Genomic DNA, 15,454 nt, shown 5'->3' on the forward strand with positions numbered 1-15,454 from the left:
CCTCCCCCGACCCGAGCCGCAGGAGCCGAGTGAGCCAGCCCGACACCGCCGCGCCGACCCGTCGTCGCGGTCCGCGCGCGTTCGCGCGTCACGGACGGCTGCCTGCCCGCAGCACCCCGCGCAGCGTGCTCGCCTTCATCGCCGCGGCCCTCGCGGTCGTGCTCGTCGGGGTCGGTTCCGTCGCTGCGATCGGCGTGTGGCAGTTCACGAGCAGCATCGAGACGTTCGACATCGGCGGCGACGGCGAGGCCGTCGCCGCCCCGCCGTCGATCGGGGCGTACCCGGGCGGCTTCAACATCCTCATCGTCGGGGCCGACAACGACCCCGACCAGCAGAGCGAGGCGTTCGGTGAGCGCGACGCGACGCTCAACGACGTCAACATGCTGCTGCACGTCTCGGCCGACCACAGCCGGGCGACGGCCGTGAGCATCCCGCGCGACCTCATCGTGCCCGTGCCCTCGTGCGACGACCCGGAGGGCGGCGGTCCGAAGTCGCCCATGTCGGCGCAGCCGATGAACTCGGTGCTCGCCCACGGCGGCATGCCGTGCGTCGTGAAGACGGTCGAGGAGCTCTCGGGCCTCGAGATCCAGTTCGCCGGCCTCATCACCTTCAACGGCGTCATCCAGCTCTCCTCCGCGATCGGCGGCGTGCCGATCTGCACGACGGGTCCGATCGTCGACCCGCACACCGGCATCAACCTGCCGGAAGCGGGCACCTACACGCTCGCCGGCGCCGAGGCGCTCGCCTTCCTGCGCACCCGCCACGGCATCGGCGACGAGAGCGACCTGGGCCGCATCAACGCGCAGCAGATGTTCCTCTCCTCCCTCGTGCGCACCCTCAAGAGCGGCGAGACGCTCGGCAACCCGCAGAAGGTGCTCGGCCTCGCCATCGCCGCCCGCGACACCATGAAGCTGTCCCAGAGCCTCGCCAACATCGACACGATGCTCTCGATGGCGGCCGCGCTCAAGGACATCCCGCTCGAGACCGTCGCCTTCGTGCAGTACCCCAACCAGTACGGGTCCGGCGACGAGGCGGGGCGGGTGTTCCCGGTGCGCGACACGGCGGAGCAGCTGTTCTCCGCCCTGCAGGAGGACCGTCCGTTCGCGCTCGGCGACCAGTCCGAGCGGGTCGGCGTGGTCGAGGACCCGAACGCGGCGCCCCCCGCCCCGAGTACTCCGGTCGAGACCCCGGCGGCTCCGGACCCCTCCGCGAGCGCCCCGGCGGAGACGCCGGCCGGCCCGGAGGTCATCGAGGGGCTCGAGGGTCAGACGGCCGCGACGCCCACCTGCGCCGTCGCCGCCGACTGACGCCCCGCGCTACACTCGGGCTGTCTCCGGGAGGGCTGTCCGAGCGGCCGATGGAGCTGGTCTTGAAAACCAGTGGGCAGAAATGTCTCGTGGGTTCGAATCCCACGCCCTCCGCCACGATCCGCGTCACCCTTGTTCGACTCCCACAACCGCGTGGGGCTCGACGCGGAGGTCTCCGACAGCGCGATAGCGCGGTCCGGCGGTCAGGCTGGGGGGATGACCGACGTTTCCGCCACCGACATCGCCGCCGAACTCCGCCGCGTGGAGAAGTACTGGACGCCGAGGGTGATCGGCCGGGTCAACGACCAGTACATCAAGGTCGCCAGACTCCTCGGCGAACTGGTCTGGCACGCCCACGAACACGAGGACGAGATGTTCCTCGTCGTCTCGGGCCGGCTCCGCATCCAACTGCCCGACGACCGCGAGGTCGTCCTCGGGCCCGGGCAGTTCCACGTCGTGCCGCGTGGGGTGCAGCACAACCCGATCGCCGACGAAGAGGTCGAGATCGTGCTGATCGAGACGGTGACCACCGCGCACACGGGGGACGTGACCGTCGACGGCACCGTGCCGATCGAGCAGCAGGTCGGCGACTTCAGCTGAGGTCGGGCGCCGCCCGTGACGGGGGCGGTGGGACCTCCGCCTCTGAGCGTATTGAGGAGCCATCGGCTACACTCGCTGGGTCCCGCGGCTGTGGCGCATCCCTCCGTCGCGAGCGGGATCGCCCTTCGCCGCCTCGAATCCCCCTCGACGGAAGGTCCCCGTCCGCATGAGCGATCTGCGCCCCCGCACCCGCGCGGCGCGACGTGCCGCCGAGCGGCGCGCCGGCATCGCGCGCCACGGACGGCTCCCGCGATCGCGCCCTTGGAAGTCGATCCTCGCCGTGCTCGCCACGTGTCTCGCGGTCGTCTCGGTGAGCGGCGCGAGCCTCGCCGCGATCGCGGTGCGCGGCATCACCGACAACATCGAGACCGTGCAGCTCATCGAGGAGACGCCCGGCCCTCCGCCCAACATCGCGGCGATGGACGGCGGATTCAACATCTTCATCGCGGGCAGCGACACCCGCAAGGATCAGGGATACGCCGGCGACACCGACACCGCGCTCAACGACGTGAACCTGCTGCTGCACGTGTCGCAGGATCACTCCAACGCCGTCGCCGTCAGCATTCCGCGCGACCTCGTCATCCCCTTCCCCGCCTGCCCGAAGGAGGACGGGAACGGCAGCTACTCCGCCGCATCCGGTCTCCCGATCAATTCCGCCCTGAGCCGTGGCGGCCTGCCGTGCGCCGTGCTCGCGGTCGAGGAGCTCACCGGACTCGACATCCAGTTCGCCGGCATGATCACGTTCCAGGGCGTCATCGAGATGTCGAACGCGGTCGGCGGAGTGCCGGTGTGCGTGAACGACGCCATCAGAGACCCGTACACCGGGCTCGACCTGCCCGAGGCGGGCACCTACAACCTCGCGGGCGCCGAGGCCCTCGCGTTCCTCCGGTCGCGGCACGGCGTGGGCGACGGCAGCGACCTGGGTCGCATCAGCTCGCAGCAGGTCTACCTCTCATCCCTTGTGCGCACCCTGAAGAGCGGTGAGACCCTCGGCGACCTGGGCAAGGTGTACGGGATCGCGAGCGCCGCCACCCGCAACATGACCCTGTCGTCGAGCCTCGGATCGCTCGACACGATGGCCGCGATCGCGATGGCACTCAAGGACATCCCGCTCGAGAAGGTGACCTTCGTGCAGTACCCGGGCACGACGGGCCTCGGCGGCATGTACGAGGGGAAGGTCGCGCCGATCACCGCGCAGGCCGACGCCCTGTTCGACTACATCCGCTCCGACCAGCCGTTCGCCCTCGACGAGAACGCGTTGCGCGCCGGTGCGGTGGCCGATCCGAACGCGCCGGTCACCGAGACACCGCCTCCCGCCGCCCCGACCGATCCCTCGGCTCCCGCCGATCCGTCCGCGCCCGCCGCGGATCCGAACGCTGCCGGCGTGCAGACGCTCAGCGGTGTGAAGGGTCAGACGGCGGCCGACTACACCTGCTCGCAAGCCAACTGATGCGCACGCTTCTCTCCTTCGCCGGAGGGAGCGGACACCTCGACCCCCTGCTGCCGGTCGCCCGCGCGCTCGCCGCCGCCGGGCACGAGGTCGCGGTGCGCGGGAGCGCCGAGCACGTCTTCCGCGCTCGTGAGAACGGCCTCGAGCCGCTTGTCGAGCCAGTCGATCCTCAGCCCGACCAGCCCATTCAGCCGCTCGTGCCGCTCGACCTCGACAACGAGTTCGCGGTCATCGCCGAGCACTTCGCGGGGAGCGCGGCGCTGCGTGCCGCGGAGGCGACCACGCGCGCCATCCGCGAGTGGCGTCCGGAGCTCGTCGTCTGCGACGAGCTGGACTTCGGGGCGATGACCGCCGCGGAGGCGGCGGGCGTCCCGTGCGCGGTCGTGCTCGTCATCGCATCGGGCGGGCTCGTGCGCCCGGGCGACGTCGCGGAGCCTTTGCGGCGCCTGCGCGCGAGGTTCGACCTGAGCGCGCGACGCGGCGTTCCGCCGGCCGATCTCGTGCTCTCGCCGTTCCCCCCGTCGTTCCGGTCGCCGGCGCTGCCGCTGCCGCCCGGTGCGACGTCGTTCGCGCGGCCGGTGCCGCCGCGGCGACCGCGCGGGCCGCGTCCTCTCGTCTACTTCACGCTCGGCACGGTCTTCAACCGGGAGTCCGGGGATCTCTTCGAGCGCGTGCTGGATGGCCTCGAGGCGCTCGATGTCGACGTCGTGACGACCACCGGCCGGGAGGTCGACCCCGCGCTCCTCGCACCACGCGCGCCGCGCATCCGCATCGAGCGTTTCGTGGATCACGACGAGATCTTGCCGCGAGCCGACGTCGTGGTCTGCCACGGCGGCTCCGGCACCGTGATCGGGGCGCTCGCGAGCGGCGTGCCGGTGCTCGTGCTGCCGATGGGTGCGGATCAGTCCCTCAATGCGGAGCGGGTGGCGGCGCTCGACGCGGGAGCCGCCCTCGATGCGCTGCACGCCCGTCCGAATCGGATCGCCGACGTCGTGGCCGGGCTGCTGGCCGACCCGCCCCGCGGGGCCGCGACCATCGCGAACGAGTACGACGGTCTGCCGCCCGTGGGGGCCGTCGTTCCGGCGCTCGTCGAGTTGGCGGGCCGCTCGTAGCAGCGCTCGCCTGTTCGGCGCGGTGACCCGTGGACGCCTCGAATCGGCATGTGACTTCTCCAACGTTGTACATTGCCTCTTGACACCCGATCGTGGGGTACAGAACCATGGGCGGTGACGGATTCACAACGTTGTAAATTTCCCTGCTGGGGCGTTGGCGGACCTGTCGGCGGCTCGCGGGCGCGTCAGCCCGCGAGAGGGATGCGCACGCTGGCGTGCGTCGAGACGAAAACAGGAGATCGAAGATGATCGATGAGCAGACGCGGCGCAGGCGCCGCGTGAGATCGCGCTCGTGGGCTGCGCTCACGACCGCCGCGGCGCTGACCGCCGGAGGGTTGCTGATGGCCCCCGCCGCGAGCGCCGCCGGCGAGGACTCGTGGTTGTCCTCGCCCGCGGAGGGCCTGCACCGGTTCACGGTGCCGGCGAGCGCTGTGCAAGCCGCCGTCGGCACCACGCCCGCGGCCGTCGCCGTCGCCGTCGAGGGCAACTTCGGACCGGGCGGCACCTGGTCGCAGCTCAACCTCGGGCTCAACAACGGCAACTATTCGGCCACCCTCGGACCACTCGAGCCGGGCCTGTACTACTACCAGTTCGAGGCGACGATCGGCGGAACCGAGCAGCTCGTCGGGTTCCGCAACCCCGCGAGCCCCCAGGAGGTCACCTCGCAGCCCACCTGGAACACCTTCTTCGTGGACGGCGAGTCGGCCGACTGGCTCGCCGACGTACCGGCCGGCGGACAGCTCGAGACGATCTCGTACGACAGCACGGTGGCCGGCGCCGAACGATCGGCGCTCGTCTGGACCCCGCCGAGCTACGACGCCGACCGGGCCGAGCCGTATCCGGTGCTGTACCTGCTGCCGGATGCCGGACAGAGCCACCGTGAGTGGACTGAACTCGGCCGTGCCGCGCAGATCCTCGACAACCTCGCCGTGGAAGGCGAGATCGAGCCGATGGTCGTGGTGATGGGCGACGGCGACTCGAGCGACGCCCGCGCCGAAGTGCTCGACAACATCGTGCCCGCGGCCGAGGAGGCGTTCAACGTCTCCGCCGAGCCGACCGACCGGGCCATCGCCGGCATCGGCAGGGGAGCGTCGCAAGCCCTCAACCTGCTCGTCACCGATCCCGGCGAGTTCGCGCACGTCGGATCGTTCTCGGGCGGGCTCACGAGCAGCGTGAGCGCGGCCAAGGCGGCGCAGATCAACGCCGCGACCGACCTCGTGCGGCTCTACGTGGGCAACAGCACCGACCCGGCCTACAACCGCACGGCCGCCCTTCTCGACAAGTTCGACGCGGCGGGCGTGGAGTACCAGTTCGACGGCGTCAACCCCGACGCGGGAGGCATCTGGGAGAGCTGGCAGGAGAACCTGCACGACTTCGCGTCGCGCCTGTTCGGAGCCGACCAGGACGCCGGCCCGAGCGAGGGACACCTCGAGCTCGACGGGCCGCACTCGCTGCCCGCACCGGGCTTCACTCCCACCCCGTTCGTCGACGAGAACGGCATCGTCACCTTCGAGACCGGCACCGAGTACGCGAACGCCAAGAATGTCACCATCTGGGCCAACTGGGGTCCCTCGGGCAACTGGTTGCGCATCCCGATGGTGAAGCAGGGCGACCGGTGGCGTCTGACGCTCGGGCCGCTCGACGGCGGTTCGTACTACTACAAGTTCGTCGTCGACCGGGTCGACAAGAAGGACACGTCGAACCCGACCAAGGTGACCTCGGAGCCCAACTGGAGCACGTTCTTCGTGGCCGGCCCCGGCATCCGCGGCGAGTACACCGGGGACGTGCCGGCGGAGCAGCGCGGGGCCGTCTCGACGATGGCCTACACGAGCACCGCGGGGGAGCAGCAACGTTCCGCCCACGTCTGGACTCCGCCCGGATACGACGCCGAGCGGGCCGCGGCCTACCCGGTGTTCTACCTCCAACACGGCGGCGGGCAGACCTGGACCGACTGGATCGAGGTGGGCCGCGCGGCGCAGATCTTCGACAACCTGTACCGCAAGGGCGACATCGTGCCGATGGTCGTGGTGATGGGCAACGGCAACGGGGTCGACTTCCCCAAGGAACTGCTCGAGCGCATCGTCCCGGCCGCCGAGAACGCGTACCACGTGTCCTCCGACCCGGCGCAGCGCGCGCTCGCGGGCCTCTCGATGGGATCCGGCCAGGCGCTCAGCACGCTGTGGGCCCACCCCGGGAAGTTCGCGTACGTGTCCGGATTCTCCGCGTTCGGCGCACCGCCGGCGAACGCCGACATCGAGGCCATCAACGCGGGTACGAAGCTGCTGCGGATCTACTCCGGTGACCTGCAGGACTTCACCTACCAGCCCACCCTCTCGCTCATCGCGGCGATGGAGGAGCGCGGCGTGAACCACGAGTTCGCCCCGCTCATCCCGGGCCCGCACAGCTGGGACGTCTGGCAGAAGGCGCTCATCGACTTCGCGCCGCGGCTGTTCAAGGCGGACACGAGTGCGGGCATCCCGATCGAGGCGACGATCGCAGAGGGTGAGAACGGTGTGCTCGCCCTCACCGTGGCCGACTTCGGCGACGGAGTGACGCTGTCCGAACCCGAGAACGCCGGCGACCGCTTGCGCTTCACGGGCGCCCTGCCCGAGGTGACGGTCAGCGACTCGCGGACCGCGCAGCAGGCGGGCGTCGGCGGATGGGCGGTGTCGGGTCAGGCGGACGCCTTCACCTCGACCGGCCAGACCGTCGGCGCGGACCACCTCGGCTGGACGCCGCAGGTGCTCACGCCGCGTCCCGGGCTCACGGCGGGGGCGCCAGTCGCCACCGTCATGAGCGGCGGATCGGGGCTGGACACCCCCGGCCGTCTCGCCTCGGCCGACCGTGAAGGACGGTTCGGTTCGGCGAAGCTCGGTGCGGCGCTGTCGCTGGAGGTCCCGGTGGACACCCAGCCCGGCACCTACACCGGGAAGATCACCGTGTCGCTGTTCCCTGTCGACTGACCGGCGCTCGCCGGTCCGCGCGGCCGGTCGGACCTCGTTCCGGCCGGCCGCGCGCCCCACTGTTCAAGGACTGATCTTGCGTTTCCCCGTGCGGCGCGCCGCTCTCCTCCTCGCTCTCGTCGCGGGCTGCTCCGCCGCCTCCGGCGCGATCACGTCGTCCGCCGCGCCGCCCGGCCATCCGGCCACGACGACCGAGTCCACCGAGACCACGTGGGCCTTCCAGCCCTCGACGGGCGGCGTGCCCGACGGCCGGGTCTCGTTGCGTCATCGACTCGACCCCGGCGCGACCGTGACCGACGCCCTCGCGCTCACGAACTACAGCGCGCAGTCGGTCGCGTTCGACGTCTTCGCGAGCGACGGCGTCGTCACCGAGGGGGGAAGCTTCGACATCCTGCCCGAGGGGGAGGAGTCCACCGGGGCCGGCGAGTGGGTCACGTTCGGCCGGCTCGACGGCGCCCGCCCCCGCGACGGGGGCGGCATCACCGTCGAGGTCCCCGGGCGCACGGTGCTCGCCGTGCCGGTGGAGGTGCGGGTGCCCGAGGACGCGAGCCCGGGCGATCATCCCGCCGGCATCGTGGCCGAGCTCTCCCGCTCGTCGGAGGATGTCGATCTGACCTCGCGCGTGGGTGTGAGGCTGCATCTGCGGGTCACCGGCGACGTGGTGGCCCGACTCGAGGTGCGCGACACGCAGGTGTCGTTCGAGCCGTCGTGGAATCCGTTCGCCCCCGGCACGGCGACCGTGCGGTTCTCCGTCGCGAACTCCGGCAACGTGCGGCTCGGGGCCGAGAGCACGGTGACGGCAGCGGGTCCGTTCGGCGCCGCTCCCGCGACCGCGTCGACCGAGCAGCGGGAGGTGCTGCCGGGTCAGCATGCCGCGGTCACCGTGCGGATGCCGGTGTGGCCGCTCCTGGCGAGCTGGGGCGACATCGACATCCGGGCCGGCGTCGTCGGCGACGACGATCTGGACGTCGAGCCAGAGGGAGACACGGCCTCCTTCGTCGCCTCGACCGTCCCGTGGCCGACCCTGCTCTACCTCGTCGTGCTCGCCGGCCTGCTGCTCGCCCTCCGGCTGTCGCGCCGTCGCGCGGCGGCGCGGGTGCAGGCGCGCATCGACGCGGCCGTCGCCGCGGCGACGACGCCGGCCACGCCGGCCACGCCGGCACCCGACCCGGGTGCGCGGGTGGGCGAGTGACGGGCGTCCGCCCCCGCTCAGCGCTCCTGCGACGCTCCGGCGGGCGTGGCGTCGGCGTGGGTCGGCGAGTACGTGCCGGTCGACTCCCGGGCGACGATCGTGAAGTCGGGCTGCACCAGTCGCGGAGGCAGTCGCGGCTCCTTCTCCTGGAAGCGCTCGGTGAGCAGCGCGACCGCCGCCTCGGCGAGCTCCTCCCGCTTCGTCGCGACGCTCGACATCGAGGGCACCGAGAAGCGGGCCTCGTCGATGTTGTCGAATCCGATGACGGCGACGTCCTCGGGCACCCGGATCTCCTCTTCGCGCAGGGCGCGCAGCACGCCCAGACCGAGGGAGTCGTTGAGCGCGAAGACGGCGTCGAAGGAGACCCCGTCGCGGATGAGACGGTGCGTCGCCTCGGCGCCGCCGTCGCGGTTCCAGTGCGCGCACTCGCGCACCAGGTCGGGGTCGAAGCCGATGCCCGCGGCTTCGAGCGCCTGCCGGTAGCCGCGCAGACGCAGGGTGCTCGAGTTGGTGCCGGTGTCGGTGACGCTCGCACCGACCACCGCGACCCGGCGGCGGCCGATGCCGATCAGGTGCTCGACGGCGGCTCGGGCGGCCGACGTGTTGTGCATGGTCACGTGATCGGTCGGTCCCCCGAAGATGCGCTCGCCGAGCAGCACGATGGGGTAGGGCACCTCGAGGAACTTCGCGTCGTCCTGACCGAGCGCCACCGGGCTGAAGAGCAGGCCGTCGAGGAACCGGGGTCGGCTGCCGGAGAGCACGCGCAGCTCCGCATCACGGTCGCCGCTGGTCTGCTCCACGAGCACGCTGAGCCCCCGGCTCTCGGCCGCGCGGATCACGGCGTCGGCGAGCTCGGCGAAGTAGTTCTCGCGCAATGCGGGCACCGCGAGGCCGATGACCCCGGTGCGTCCCGAACGCAGTCCGCGGGCGGAGAGATTCGGCTGGTAGCCGAGCGTGTCGATCGCGTTCTGCACGCGAGTTCGCGTCGCGTCCTTGACGTACGGGTAATCGTGGATGACATTCGAGACGGTCTTGATCGAGACACCGGCGAGCCTCGCCACGTCGTGAAGCGTCGGCCCCATCGATGCTCCCGTCTCGTGTGGCGGATCACTGTAACCGTAGCGCCCCGGTGCTCCCGCCCCGGGAGCACCGACCCTGGAGAGATGGAGTGACCGTGAGTCTGACCGCCGATGATTGGCCGATCGCAGCCTCGATGCTGTCGTTCGGATCCGCCCCGCGTTCGGGCGATCCCGCCGAGCGCGGGCGATGGCGCGACGATCTCCAGGAGGTCGCCGACGCCGGCTTCACCGAGATCGACCTGACCGACTCCTGGTTGCCGTTCGGCGACCTGACCGACGAGCAGACGCGACTGCTGCGCGAGACGATCGACGAGGCGGGCGTGAGCGCCGTCTCACTCTCGGCCATCCGGCGGAGCGTGATCGACGAGGAGCACGGCGACGACCACCTCGCCTTCGCGCACCGCACCCTCGACCGGGCGGCCGAGCTCGGGGTGGGCGTGGTCTCGTTCGGATTGCATCGTGCTCTCACCGACGAGCAGCGCAAGCAGCTCTGGTTCTGGACGGTCGCGGGTCACCGCGACCGGGATGCCGACGAGGTCCGCTCGCTCGCCGCGAGCCGGTTCCGGGAACTCGGCCGGCACGCGGCTGAGGTGGGCGTGCTGCTCTCCCTCGAACTGTACGAGCACACCCTGCTCGGGTCCGCCGCATCCGCGGTGCGACTCGTCGAGGAGATCGACCTCGACGTGGTCGGACTGAACCCCGACATCGGCAACCTCATCCGCCTCCACGAACCGGTCGAGCACTGGCGCGACATCGTCGAAGCCACGATGCCGTACGCGAACTTCTGGCACGTCAAGAACTACAGCCGCGACGAGGACGCCGTCGCCGGCTGGTTCTCGGCCGTGCCCAGCTACCTCGAAAACGGGCTCATCGACTACCGGTCCTCGGTCAAGATCGCGCTCGCCTCGGGGTTCCAGGGCGTCATCTGCACCGAGCACTACGGCGGCGACGGACTGAGCATGAGCGCCGCCAACCGCGACTACCTGCGCACCCGGGTGCTTCCCCGGCGTCCGGTCGAGGTGGGCAGGAGTCGCGTGCGACAGCACTACCCGGAAGGAAGAAACCGATGACCCGCATCCACTCCGATCCCGACACCTTCGTCGACGACGCGCTCACCGGATTCGCGCTCGCCAACGCCGATCGGGTGCGCCGCGTCGACGGCGGCGTGGTCCGCGCGCACCCGCTTGCTCCTGGCAACGTCGCCGTCGTCGTCGGCGGGGGCTCGGGCCACTATCCCGCCTTCGCGGGCGTCGTCGGCGTCGGCATGGCCGCCGGCGCCGTCTGCGGCAACATCTTCACCTCGCCGTCGGCCGGCCAGGCCGTCCGCGTCGCGCGCGCCGCCGAGGCGGGCGGCGGCGTGCTCTTCAGCTACGGCAACTACGCGGGCGATGTGCTGCACTTCGGCGAGGCGGAGCGCAAGCTGCGCGAGGACGGCATCGACGTGCGCACCGTGCTCGTCACCGACGACGTCGCGAGCGCCCCCGTCGACGAGATCGATCGTCGGCGGGGGATCGCCGGCGACTTCTGCGTCTTCCGGATCGCGGGCGCGGCCGCCGAACGCGGCGACTCCCTCGACGAGGTCGAGCGACTGGCGCGGCGGGCGAACGCGATGACCCGCAGCCACGGCGTCGCATTCGCCGGATGCACGCTCCCCGGCGCCGCGGAGCCGCTGTTCACCGTTCCCGAGGGCATGATGTCGATCGGCCTCGGCATCCACGGCGAACCGGGCGTGCGCGACGTGCCGATGCAACGCGCACCGGAGCTCGCCCGCACCCTGCTGGAGCCGCTGCTCGCGGAACGGCCCGAAGGGGCGGGCCGCCGGGCGACCCTGCTCGTCAACGGGCTGGGCACCGTGAAGTACGAGGAGCTGTTCGTGCTCTACCGGTACGTCGCCGACGAGCTCGCCGCGGCGGACGTGGAGATCGTCGCACCGGAGTGCGGCGAGCTCGTCACGAGCCTCGACATGGCCGGCGTCTCGCTCACCCTCATGTGGCTCGAAGAGGAGCTCGAGCAGTTGTGGCTCGCCCCCGCCTCGGCTCCCGCCTTCCGACGAGGGTCCGTCGAGCCGGGCACCGCGGCGCCGACGGCACCGGAGGACGCGGCCGCCCCGGTCGCCGAGCGGCCGACTGTGGCCGTCGGCGAGGCGTCGATCGCGGCGGCCGGCGCGGCGCGGAACCTGCTGCACGCCGCACGAGAGGCCGTCCGGTCCGAAGTCGACGCCCTCGGGGCCCTCGACGCGGTCGCGGGCGATGGCGACCACGGCGTGGGGATGTTGCGCGGGCTCGAAGCCGCGTGCCGCGCGGCCGACGACGCCGACCCGGCGGTCGGCATCGAGGAGCTGCTCGACGGCGCGGGCTCGGCGTGGTCCGAGAAGGCCGGCGGCACCTCGGGCGCGCTCTGGGGGGCCGCCCTCGGCGCCCTCGGCGCCGCTCTCGGCGACCGGGAGAGGTACACCCCCGTAGTCATCGGCGAGGCGGTCGCCGCCGCCGCGGAGGAGCTCGTGCGACTCGGCGGTGCCGAACCGGGCGACAAGACCATGGTCGACGCCGTGCTGCCGTACCGCGACGCCCTCGCGCGCGCAGTCGCCGACGGCGCGGTGCTCGCGGTCGCGGCGAGATCCGCCGCGGACGTCGCCCGCGCGGCCGCCGACGAGACGGCGGCGCTCACCCCCCGCAAGGGACGGGCGCGGCCGCTCGCCGAACGCAGCGTCGGGCATCCGGACCCCGGAGCGATCTCGTTCGCCCTCATCGCCGCGACCGTCGCGGATGTACTCGAGAAGGAAGGCAGTCAGTCATGACCTGGAGCATCGTCATCGGAGCCGACGACGCCGGATTCGCCTACAAGGAGGTGCTCCGCGAGTACCTCGAGAAGGACCCGCGCGTGCGCGAGGTGATCGACGTCGGTGTGGATGCCGACGGCACGACACCGTACCCGCGCGTCGCGATCGCGGCGGCCGAGAAGGTGGCGGATGGCTCGGTCGACCGTGCGCTCCTCGTCTGCGGCACCGGACTCGGCGTCGCGATCGCCGCCAACAAGGTGCGCGGGGTGCGCGCCGTCACCGCGCACGACAGCTACTCGGTCGAGCGGTCGGTGTTGAGCAACAACGCCCAGGTGCTCACCTTCGGTGCGCGCGTGATCGGCATCGAGCTCGCGAAGAAGCTCACCGATGAGTGGTTGTCGCACGAGTTCGACCCCGGTTCCGCCTCGGCGGCGAAGGTGGAACTCATCGAGGGGTACGAGGAAGGGGACGCACGATGATCGACAGGACCGCAGTGGTCGGATCCGGCTACATGGGCGGCGGCATCGCGCAAGTGCTCGCGCTCGCCGGCAGGGAGGTGGCGCTCGCCGACGTCTCCGCCGAGGTCGCGACGGCCAGTCGCGAGCGCGTCATCCGCGAGGCGGGCGCGTACGCGTCCCGAGGCCTGTGGCCGGCGGATGCGCAGGAGCGCGTCGCCGAGCACGTGACGGCCGCCCCCTCCATGGAGGCCGCCGTCGCGGAGGCCCGGTTCGTCGAGGAGGCGGTGCCCGAGATCCTCAGCGTCAAGCACGACGTGCTCGGCCGGATCTCGGCGGCCGCCCCCGCGGACGCGATCATCGGCAGCAACACCTCGACCATCCGGATCGCCGATCTCGCGACGGCGGTCGCGGCCCCCGAGAGGTTCCTCGGCGTGCACTTCAGCAACCCCGCGCCGTTCGTGCCCGGGGTCGAGGTCATCCCGCACGCCGGCACCGACGAGTCCCTCGTGCCGGCGGTCATCGACCTGCTCGCCGCGAGCGGCAAGGTCGGGGTGCGGGTGGCCGACGTGACGGGCTTCGTGCTCAACCGGCTGCAGTACGCGCTCTTCACCGAGGCCGCGCGACTCGTGGAGGAGGGGGTCGCCTCGGCAGAAGAGGTCGACCTCATCGCCCGCACGACGTTCGGATTCCGCCTGCCGTTCTTCGGACCCTTCGCGATCGCCGACATCGCCGGGCTCGACGTGTACGAGTTCTGCTACGGCTCGCTCAGTGCCGCGTATCCGGATCGGTTCCAGCCGCCGCACTCGCTCACCGAGCGCACCGCCCGCGGCGAGAAGGGCGTGAAGTCGGGGCGCGGCTACCTCTCGACGCCGCCCGAGCAGCAGCCCGAACTCGTCGCGTACCGCGACGAGGCGTACGCGGCGCTGAGCGCGCTGCTCGAGCGACTCGGGCCGCCTCCCGTCCAGTACTGATCGGCCCTATTGACAGCTGAGGCCACTCGGCTATTGTCGTGTACAACGTTGTAGATATACAACGTTGTACACGGCGGCCCGGCCGCCGTGTCGCACCGACAAAGATGTCCACGCACCCGAAAGGAACACCCGGTGAAGACGAAGACCGTCATTACTGCGGCCGCCGCACTCGCCCTGTCCACAGCACTGGTCGCCTGCTCGGGAGGCGGCGATCAGGGCGGCGGCGGAGGCGGCAACGCGACCAACTGCACCAATGAGATCCCGAAGAAGGATCTGCCGACCGTCACCATGTGGGCCTGGTACCCGAACATGGAACTCGTCGTCGACAACTTCAACGAGCAGAACGACGAGGTGCAGGTCTGCTGGACCAACGTCGGTCAGGGCAGCGACGAGTACGACAAGTTCCAGACGGCGATCACCGCGGGCACCGGCGCCCCCGACGTCATCATGATCGAGGCCGACCGCATCCCCACCTTCCAGATCCAGGAGTCGCTCGCCGACCTCTCGGAGCTCGGCTACGAGGACGTCAAGGACGACTACAGCGAGGGCGCCTGGAAGGACGTCTCGGTCGGCGACGGCGTCTACGGCGTGCCCGTCGACGGCGGCCCGATGGGCATGATCTACCGCAAGGACCTCTTCGAGCAGTACGGCATCACGCCCCCCACGACGTGGGCGGAGTACGAGGCCGCCGCGCAGAAGATGAAGGATGCGGGTGGGCCGCTGTTCGGCGACCACGGGGCGAACGTGCCCGCCGTCACGATGGCGCTGCAGTACCAGGCCGGTGCCCAGCCGTTCACCTACGACTCCGCCTCGCCGGAGAACATCGGCATCGAGCTCAACGACGACGCGTCGAAGCAGGTGCTCGACTACTGGGCCGGGCTCGTCGAGAAGGGTCTCGTCGGCACGCAGGACCAGTTCACCCCCGAGTACATCTCGGGCGTCATCGGCGGCGACTACGCCACCTACATCTCCGCGGCGTGGGCGCCGGGCTACCTCACCGGCGCGGGTGTCGGCGAGGGCGAGGACGCCGGCGTGTGGGGCGTCGCGCCGCTGCCGCAGTGGGATCCGGCCAACCCCGTGTACGTGAACTGGGGCGGATCGGCCTTCTCGGTGACGAGTCAGGCATCCGACCCGGAGCTCGCGGCGAAGGTCGCGTTCGGCGTCTACGCCGACGAGGCGTCGCTCACCGACGGCTGGCAGAACCAGGTCATCTTCCCGCTCAACCTCAACGCCCTGAACTCGCCCGAGTTCGAGGAGTACGAGGTGCCGTTCTTCGGCGGGCAGCAGGCCAACAAGGAGGTCTACGTGCCGGCGGCCAACGCCTACACCGGCATGACCTACACGCCGTTCGGCCAGTACTACTACGACGCGTTCACCGAGCAGCTCGCCGAGATCAACGAAGGCTCGATCACCGGATCCGAGGCCGCCGACCGGCTGCAGGCCGACGTGACCGCCTACGCGGAGGAGCAGGGCTTCACCGTCGAGTAGCACCTCGACGACGTGGGCCGGCCGGCCTCGCCGGCCGGCCCACGTCACACGCCCG

The 15,454-nt window shown here is 71.2% G+C and carries 12 protein-coding genes and 1 tRNA gene; 12 read left to right on the plus strand and 1 reads right to left on the minus strand.

Annotated features, from left to right (window positions below):
* Window positions 1-29 precede the first annotated feature (29 nt).
* The 7 genes from CLV46_RS01595 to CLV46_RS01625 all read left to right on the plus strand — a co-directional run bounded on the left by CLV46_RS01595 (window position 30) and on the right by CLV46_RS01625 (window position 8,624).
* Window positions 30-1,307 carry an LCP family protein gene (locus CLV46_RS01595; RefSeq protein ID WP_100363177.1) on the plus strand — a complete coding sequence of 426 codons (1,278 nt, stop codon included), beginning with the start codon at window positions 30-32 and terminating at the stop codon, window positions 1,305-1,307.
* A 29-nt stretch (window positions 1,308-1,336) separates the two neighbouring features.
* Window positions 1,337-1,424 (plus strand) — tRNA-Ser (locus CLV46_RS01600).
* Window positions 1,425-1,523: 99 nt separating this feature from the next.
* A complete protein-coding gene (locus CLV46_RS01605) occupies window positions 1,524-1,907 on the plus strand; it encodes a cupin domain-containing protein (protein ID WP_100363178.1) in 384 nt (127 codons plus the stop codon).
* Between the two features lie 166 nt (window positions 1,908-2,073).
* Window positions 2,074-3,357: an LCP family protein gene (locus CLV46_RS01610; RefSeq protein WP_100363179.1), complete on the plus strand. Its 1,284-nt coding sequence runs from the start codon at window positions 2,074-2,076 to the stop codon at window positions 3,355-3,357.
* Entirely contained in the window at window positions 3,357-4,469 is a 1,113-nt protein-coding gene (locus CLV46_RS01615; protein WP_100363180.1) for a glycosyltransferase, read from the plus strand. Before CLV46_RS01610 ends, CLV46_RS01615 begins: the two co-directional genes overlap by 1 nt.
* Before the next feature lie 278 nt (window positions 4,470-4,747).
* On the plus strand, window positions 4,748-7,432 hold the full coding sequence (locus CLV46_RS01620; protein WP_211282122.1) for an alpha/beta hydrolase-fold protein: 2,685 nt from the start codon (window positions 4,748-4,750) through the stop codon (window positions 7,430-7,432).
* A 76-nt stretch (window positions 7,433-7,508) separates the two neighbouring features.
* On the plus strand, window positions 7,509-8,624 hold the full coding sequence (locus CLV46_RS01625) for a COG1470 family protein (RefSeq protein WP_157802189.1): 1,116 nt from the start codon (window positions 7,509-7,511) through the stop codon (window positions 8,622-8,624).
* Window positions 8,625-8,641: 17 nt separating this feature from the next.
* Here CLV46_RS01625 and CLV46_RS01630 read toward each other — a convergent pair whose 3' ends face one another.
* The gene (locus CLV46_RS01630) at window positions 8,642-9,685 is read right to left on the minus strand and encodes a LacI family DNA-binding transcriptional regulator (protein WP_342746090.1); all 1,044 of its coding nucleotides are present in this window, start codon (window positions 9,683-9,685) and stop codon (window positions 8,642-8,644) included.
* A 113-nt stretch (window positions 9,686-9,798) separates the two neighbouring features.
* On the opposite strand from CLV46_RS01630, the gene CLV46_RS01635 reads away from it, so the two are divergent.
* From CLV46_RS01635 to CLV46_RS01655, 5 genes are all read left to right on the plus strand, one after another.
* On the plus strand, window positions 9,799-10,773 hold the full coding sequence (locus CLV46_RS01635; RefSeq protein ID WP_245866421.1) for a sugar phosphate isomerase/epimerase family protein: 975 nt from the start codon (window positions 9,799-9,801) through the stop codon (window positions 10,771-10,773).
* The gene (locus CLV46_RS01640) at window positions 10,770-12,500 is read left to right on the plus strand and encodes a dihydroxyacetone kinase family protein (RefSeq protein ID WP_100363185.1); all 1,731 of its coding nucleotides are present in this window, start codon (window positions 10,770-10,772) and stop codon (window positions 12,498-12,500) included. The genes CLV46_RS01635 and CLV46_RS01640 overlap by 4 nt, the downstream gene beginning before the upstream one ends.
* Window positions 12,497-12,961 (plus strand): ribose-5-phosphate isomerase, encoded by a 465-nt coding sequence (locus tag CLV46_RS01645; protein ID WP_100363186.1) that lies wholly within the window; start codon window positions 12,497-12,499, stop codon window positions 12,959-12,961. Before CLV46_RS01640 ends, CLV46_RS01645 begins: the two co-directional genes overlap by 4 nt.
* Window positions 12,958-13,911: a 3-hydroxyacyl-CoA dehydrogenase family protein gene (locus CLV46_RS01650; protein ID WP_100363187.1), complete on the plus strand. Its 954-nt coding sequence runs from the start codon at window positions 12,958-12,960 to the stop codon at window positions 13,909-13,911. The genes CLV46_RS01645 and CLV46_RS01650 overlap by 4 nt, the downstream gene beginning before the upstream one ends.
* 132 nt (window positions 13,912-14,043) lie before the next feature.
* A complete protein-coding gene (locus tag CLV46_RS01655) occupies window positions 14,044-15,399 on the plus strand; it encodes an ABC transporter substrate-binding protein (protein WP_100363188.1) in 1,356 nt (451 codons plus the stop codon).
* Window positions 15,400-15,454: the final 55 nt, after the last annotated feature.

It is taken from the genome of Diaminobutyricimonas aerilata, from assembly GCF_002797715.1.
GTDB classification, from domain to species: Bacteria; Actinomycetota; Actinomycetes; order Actinomycetales; family Microbacteriaceae; genus Diaminobutyricimonas; species Diaminobutyricimonas aerilata.

Bases quoted from the DNA above. Each gene is read 5' to 3' on its own strand.
- CLV46_RS01615 (WP_100363180.1), top strand. From the start codon at position 3,357: ATGCGCACGCTTCTCTCCTTCGCCGGAGGGAGCGGACACCTCGACCCC.
- CLV46_RS01645 (WP_100363186.1), top strand. From the start codon at position 12,497: ATGACCTGGAGCATCGTCATCGGAGCCGACGACGCCGGATTCGCCTAC.
- CLV46_RS01605 (WP_100363178.1), top strand. From the start codon at position 1,524: ATGACCGACGTTTCCGCCACCGACATCGCCGCCGAACTCCGCCGCGTG.
- CLV46_RS01650 (WP_100363187.1), top strand. From the start codon at position 12,958: ATGATCGACAGGACCGCAGTGGTCGGATCCGGCTACATGGGCGGCGGC.
- CLV46_RS01640 (WP_100363185.1), top strand. From the start codon at position 10,770: ATGACCCGCATCCACTCCGATCCCGACACCTTCGTCGACGACGCGCTC.
- CLV46_RS01610 (WP_100363179.1), top strand. From the start codon at position 2,074: ATGAGCGATCTGCGCCCCCGCACCCGCGCGGCGCGACGTGCCGCCGAG.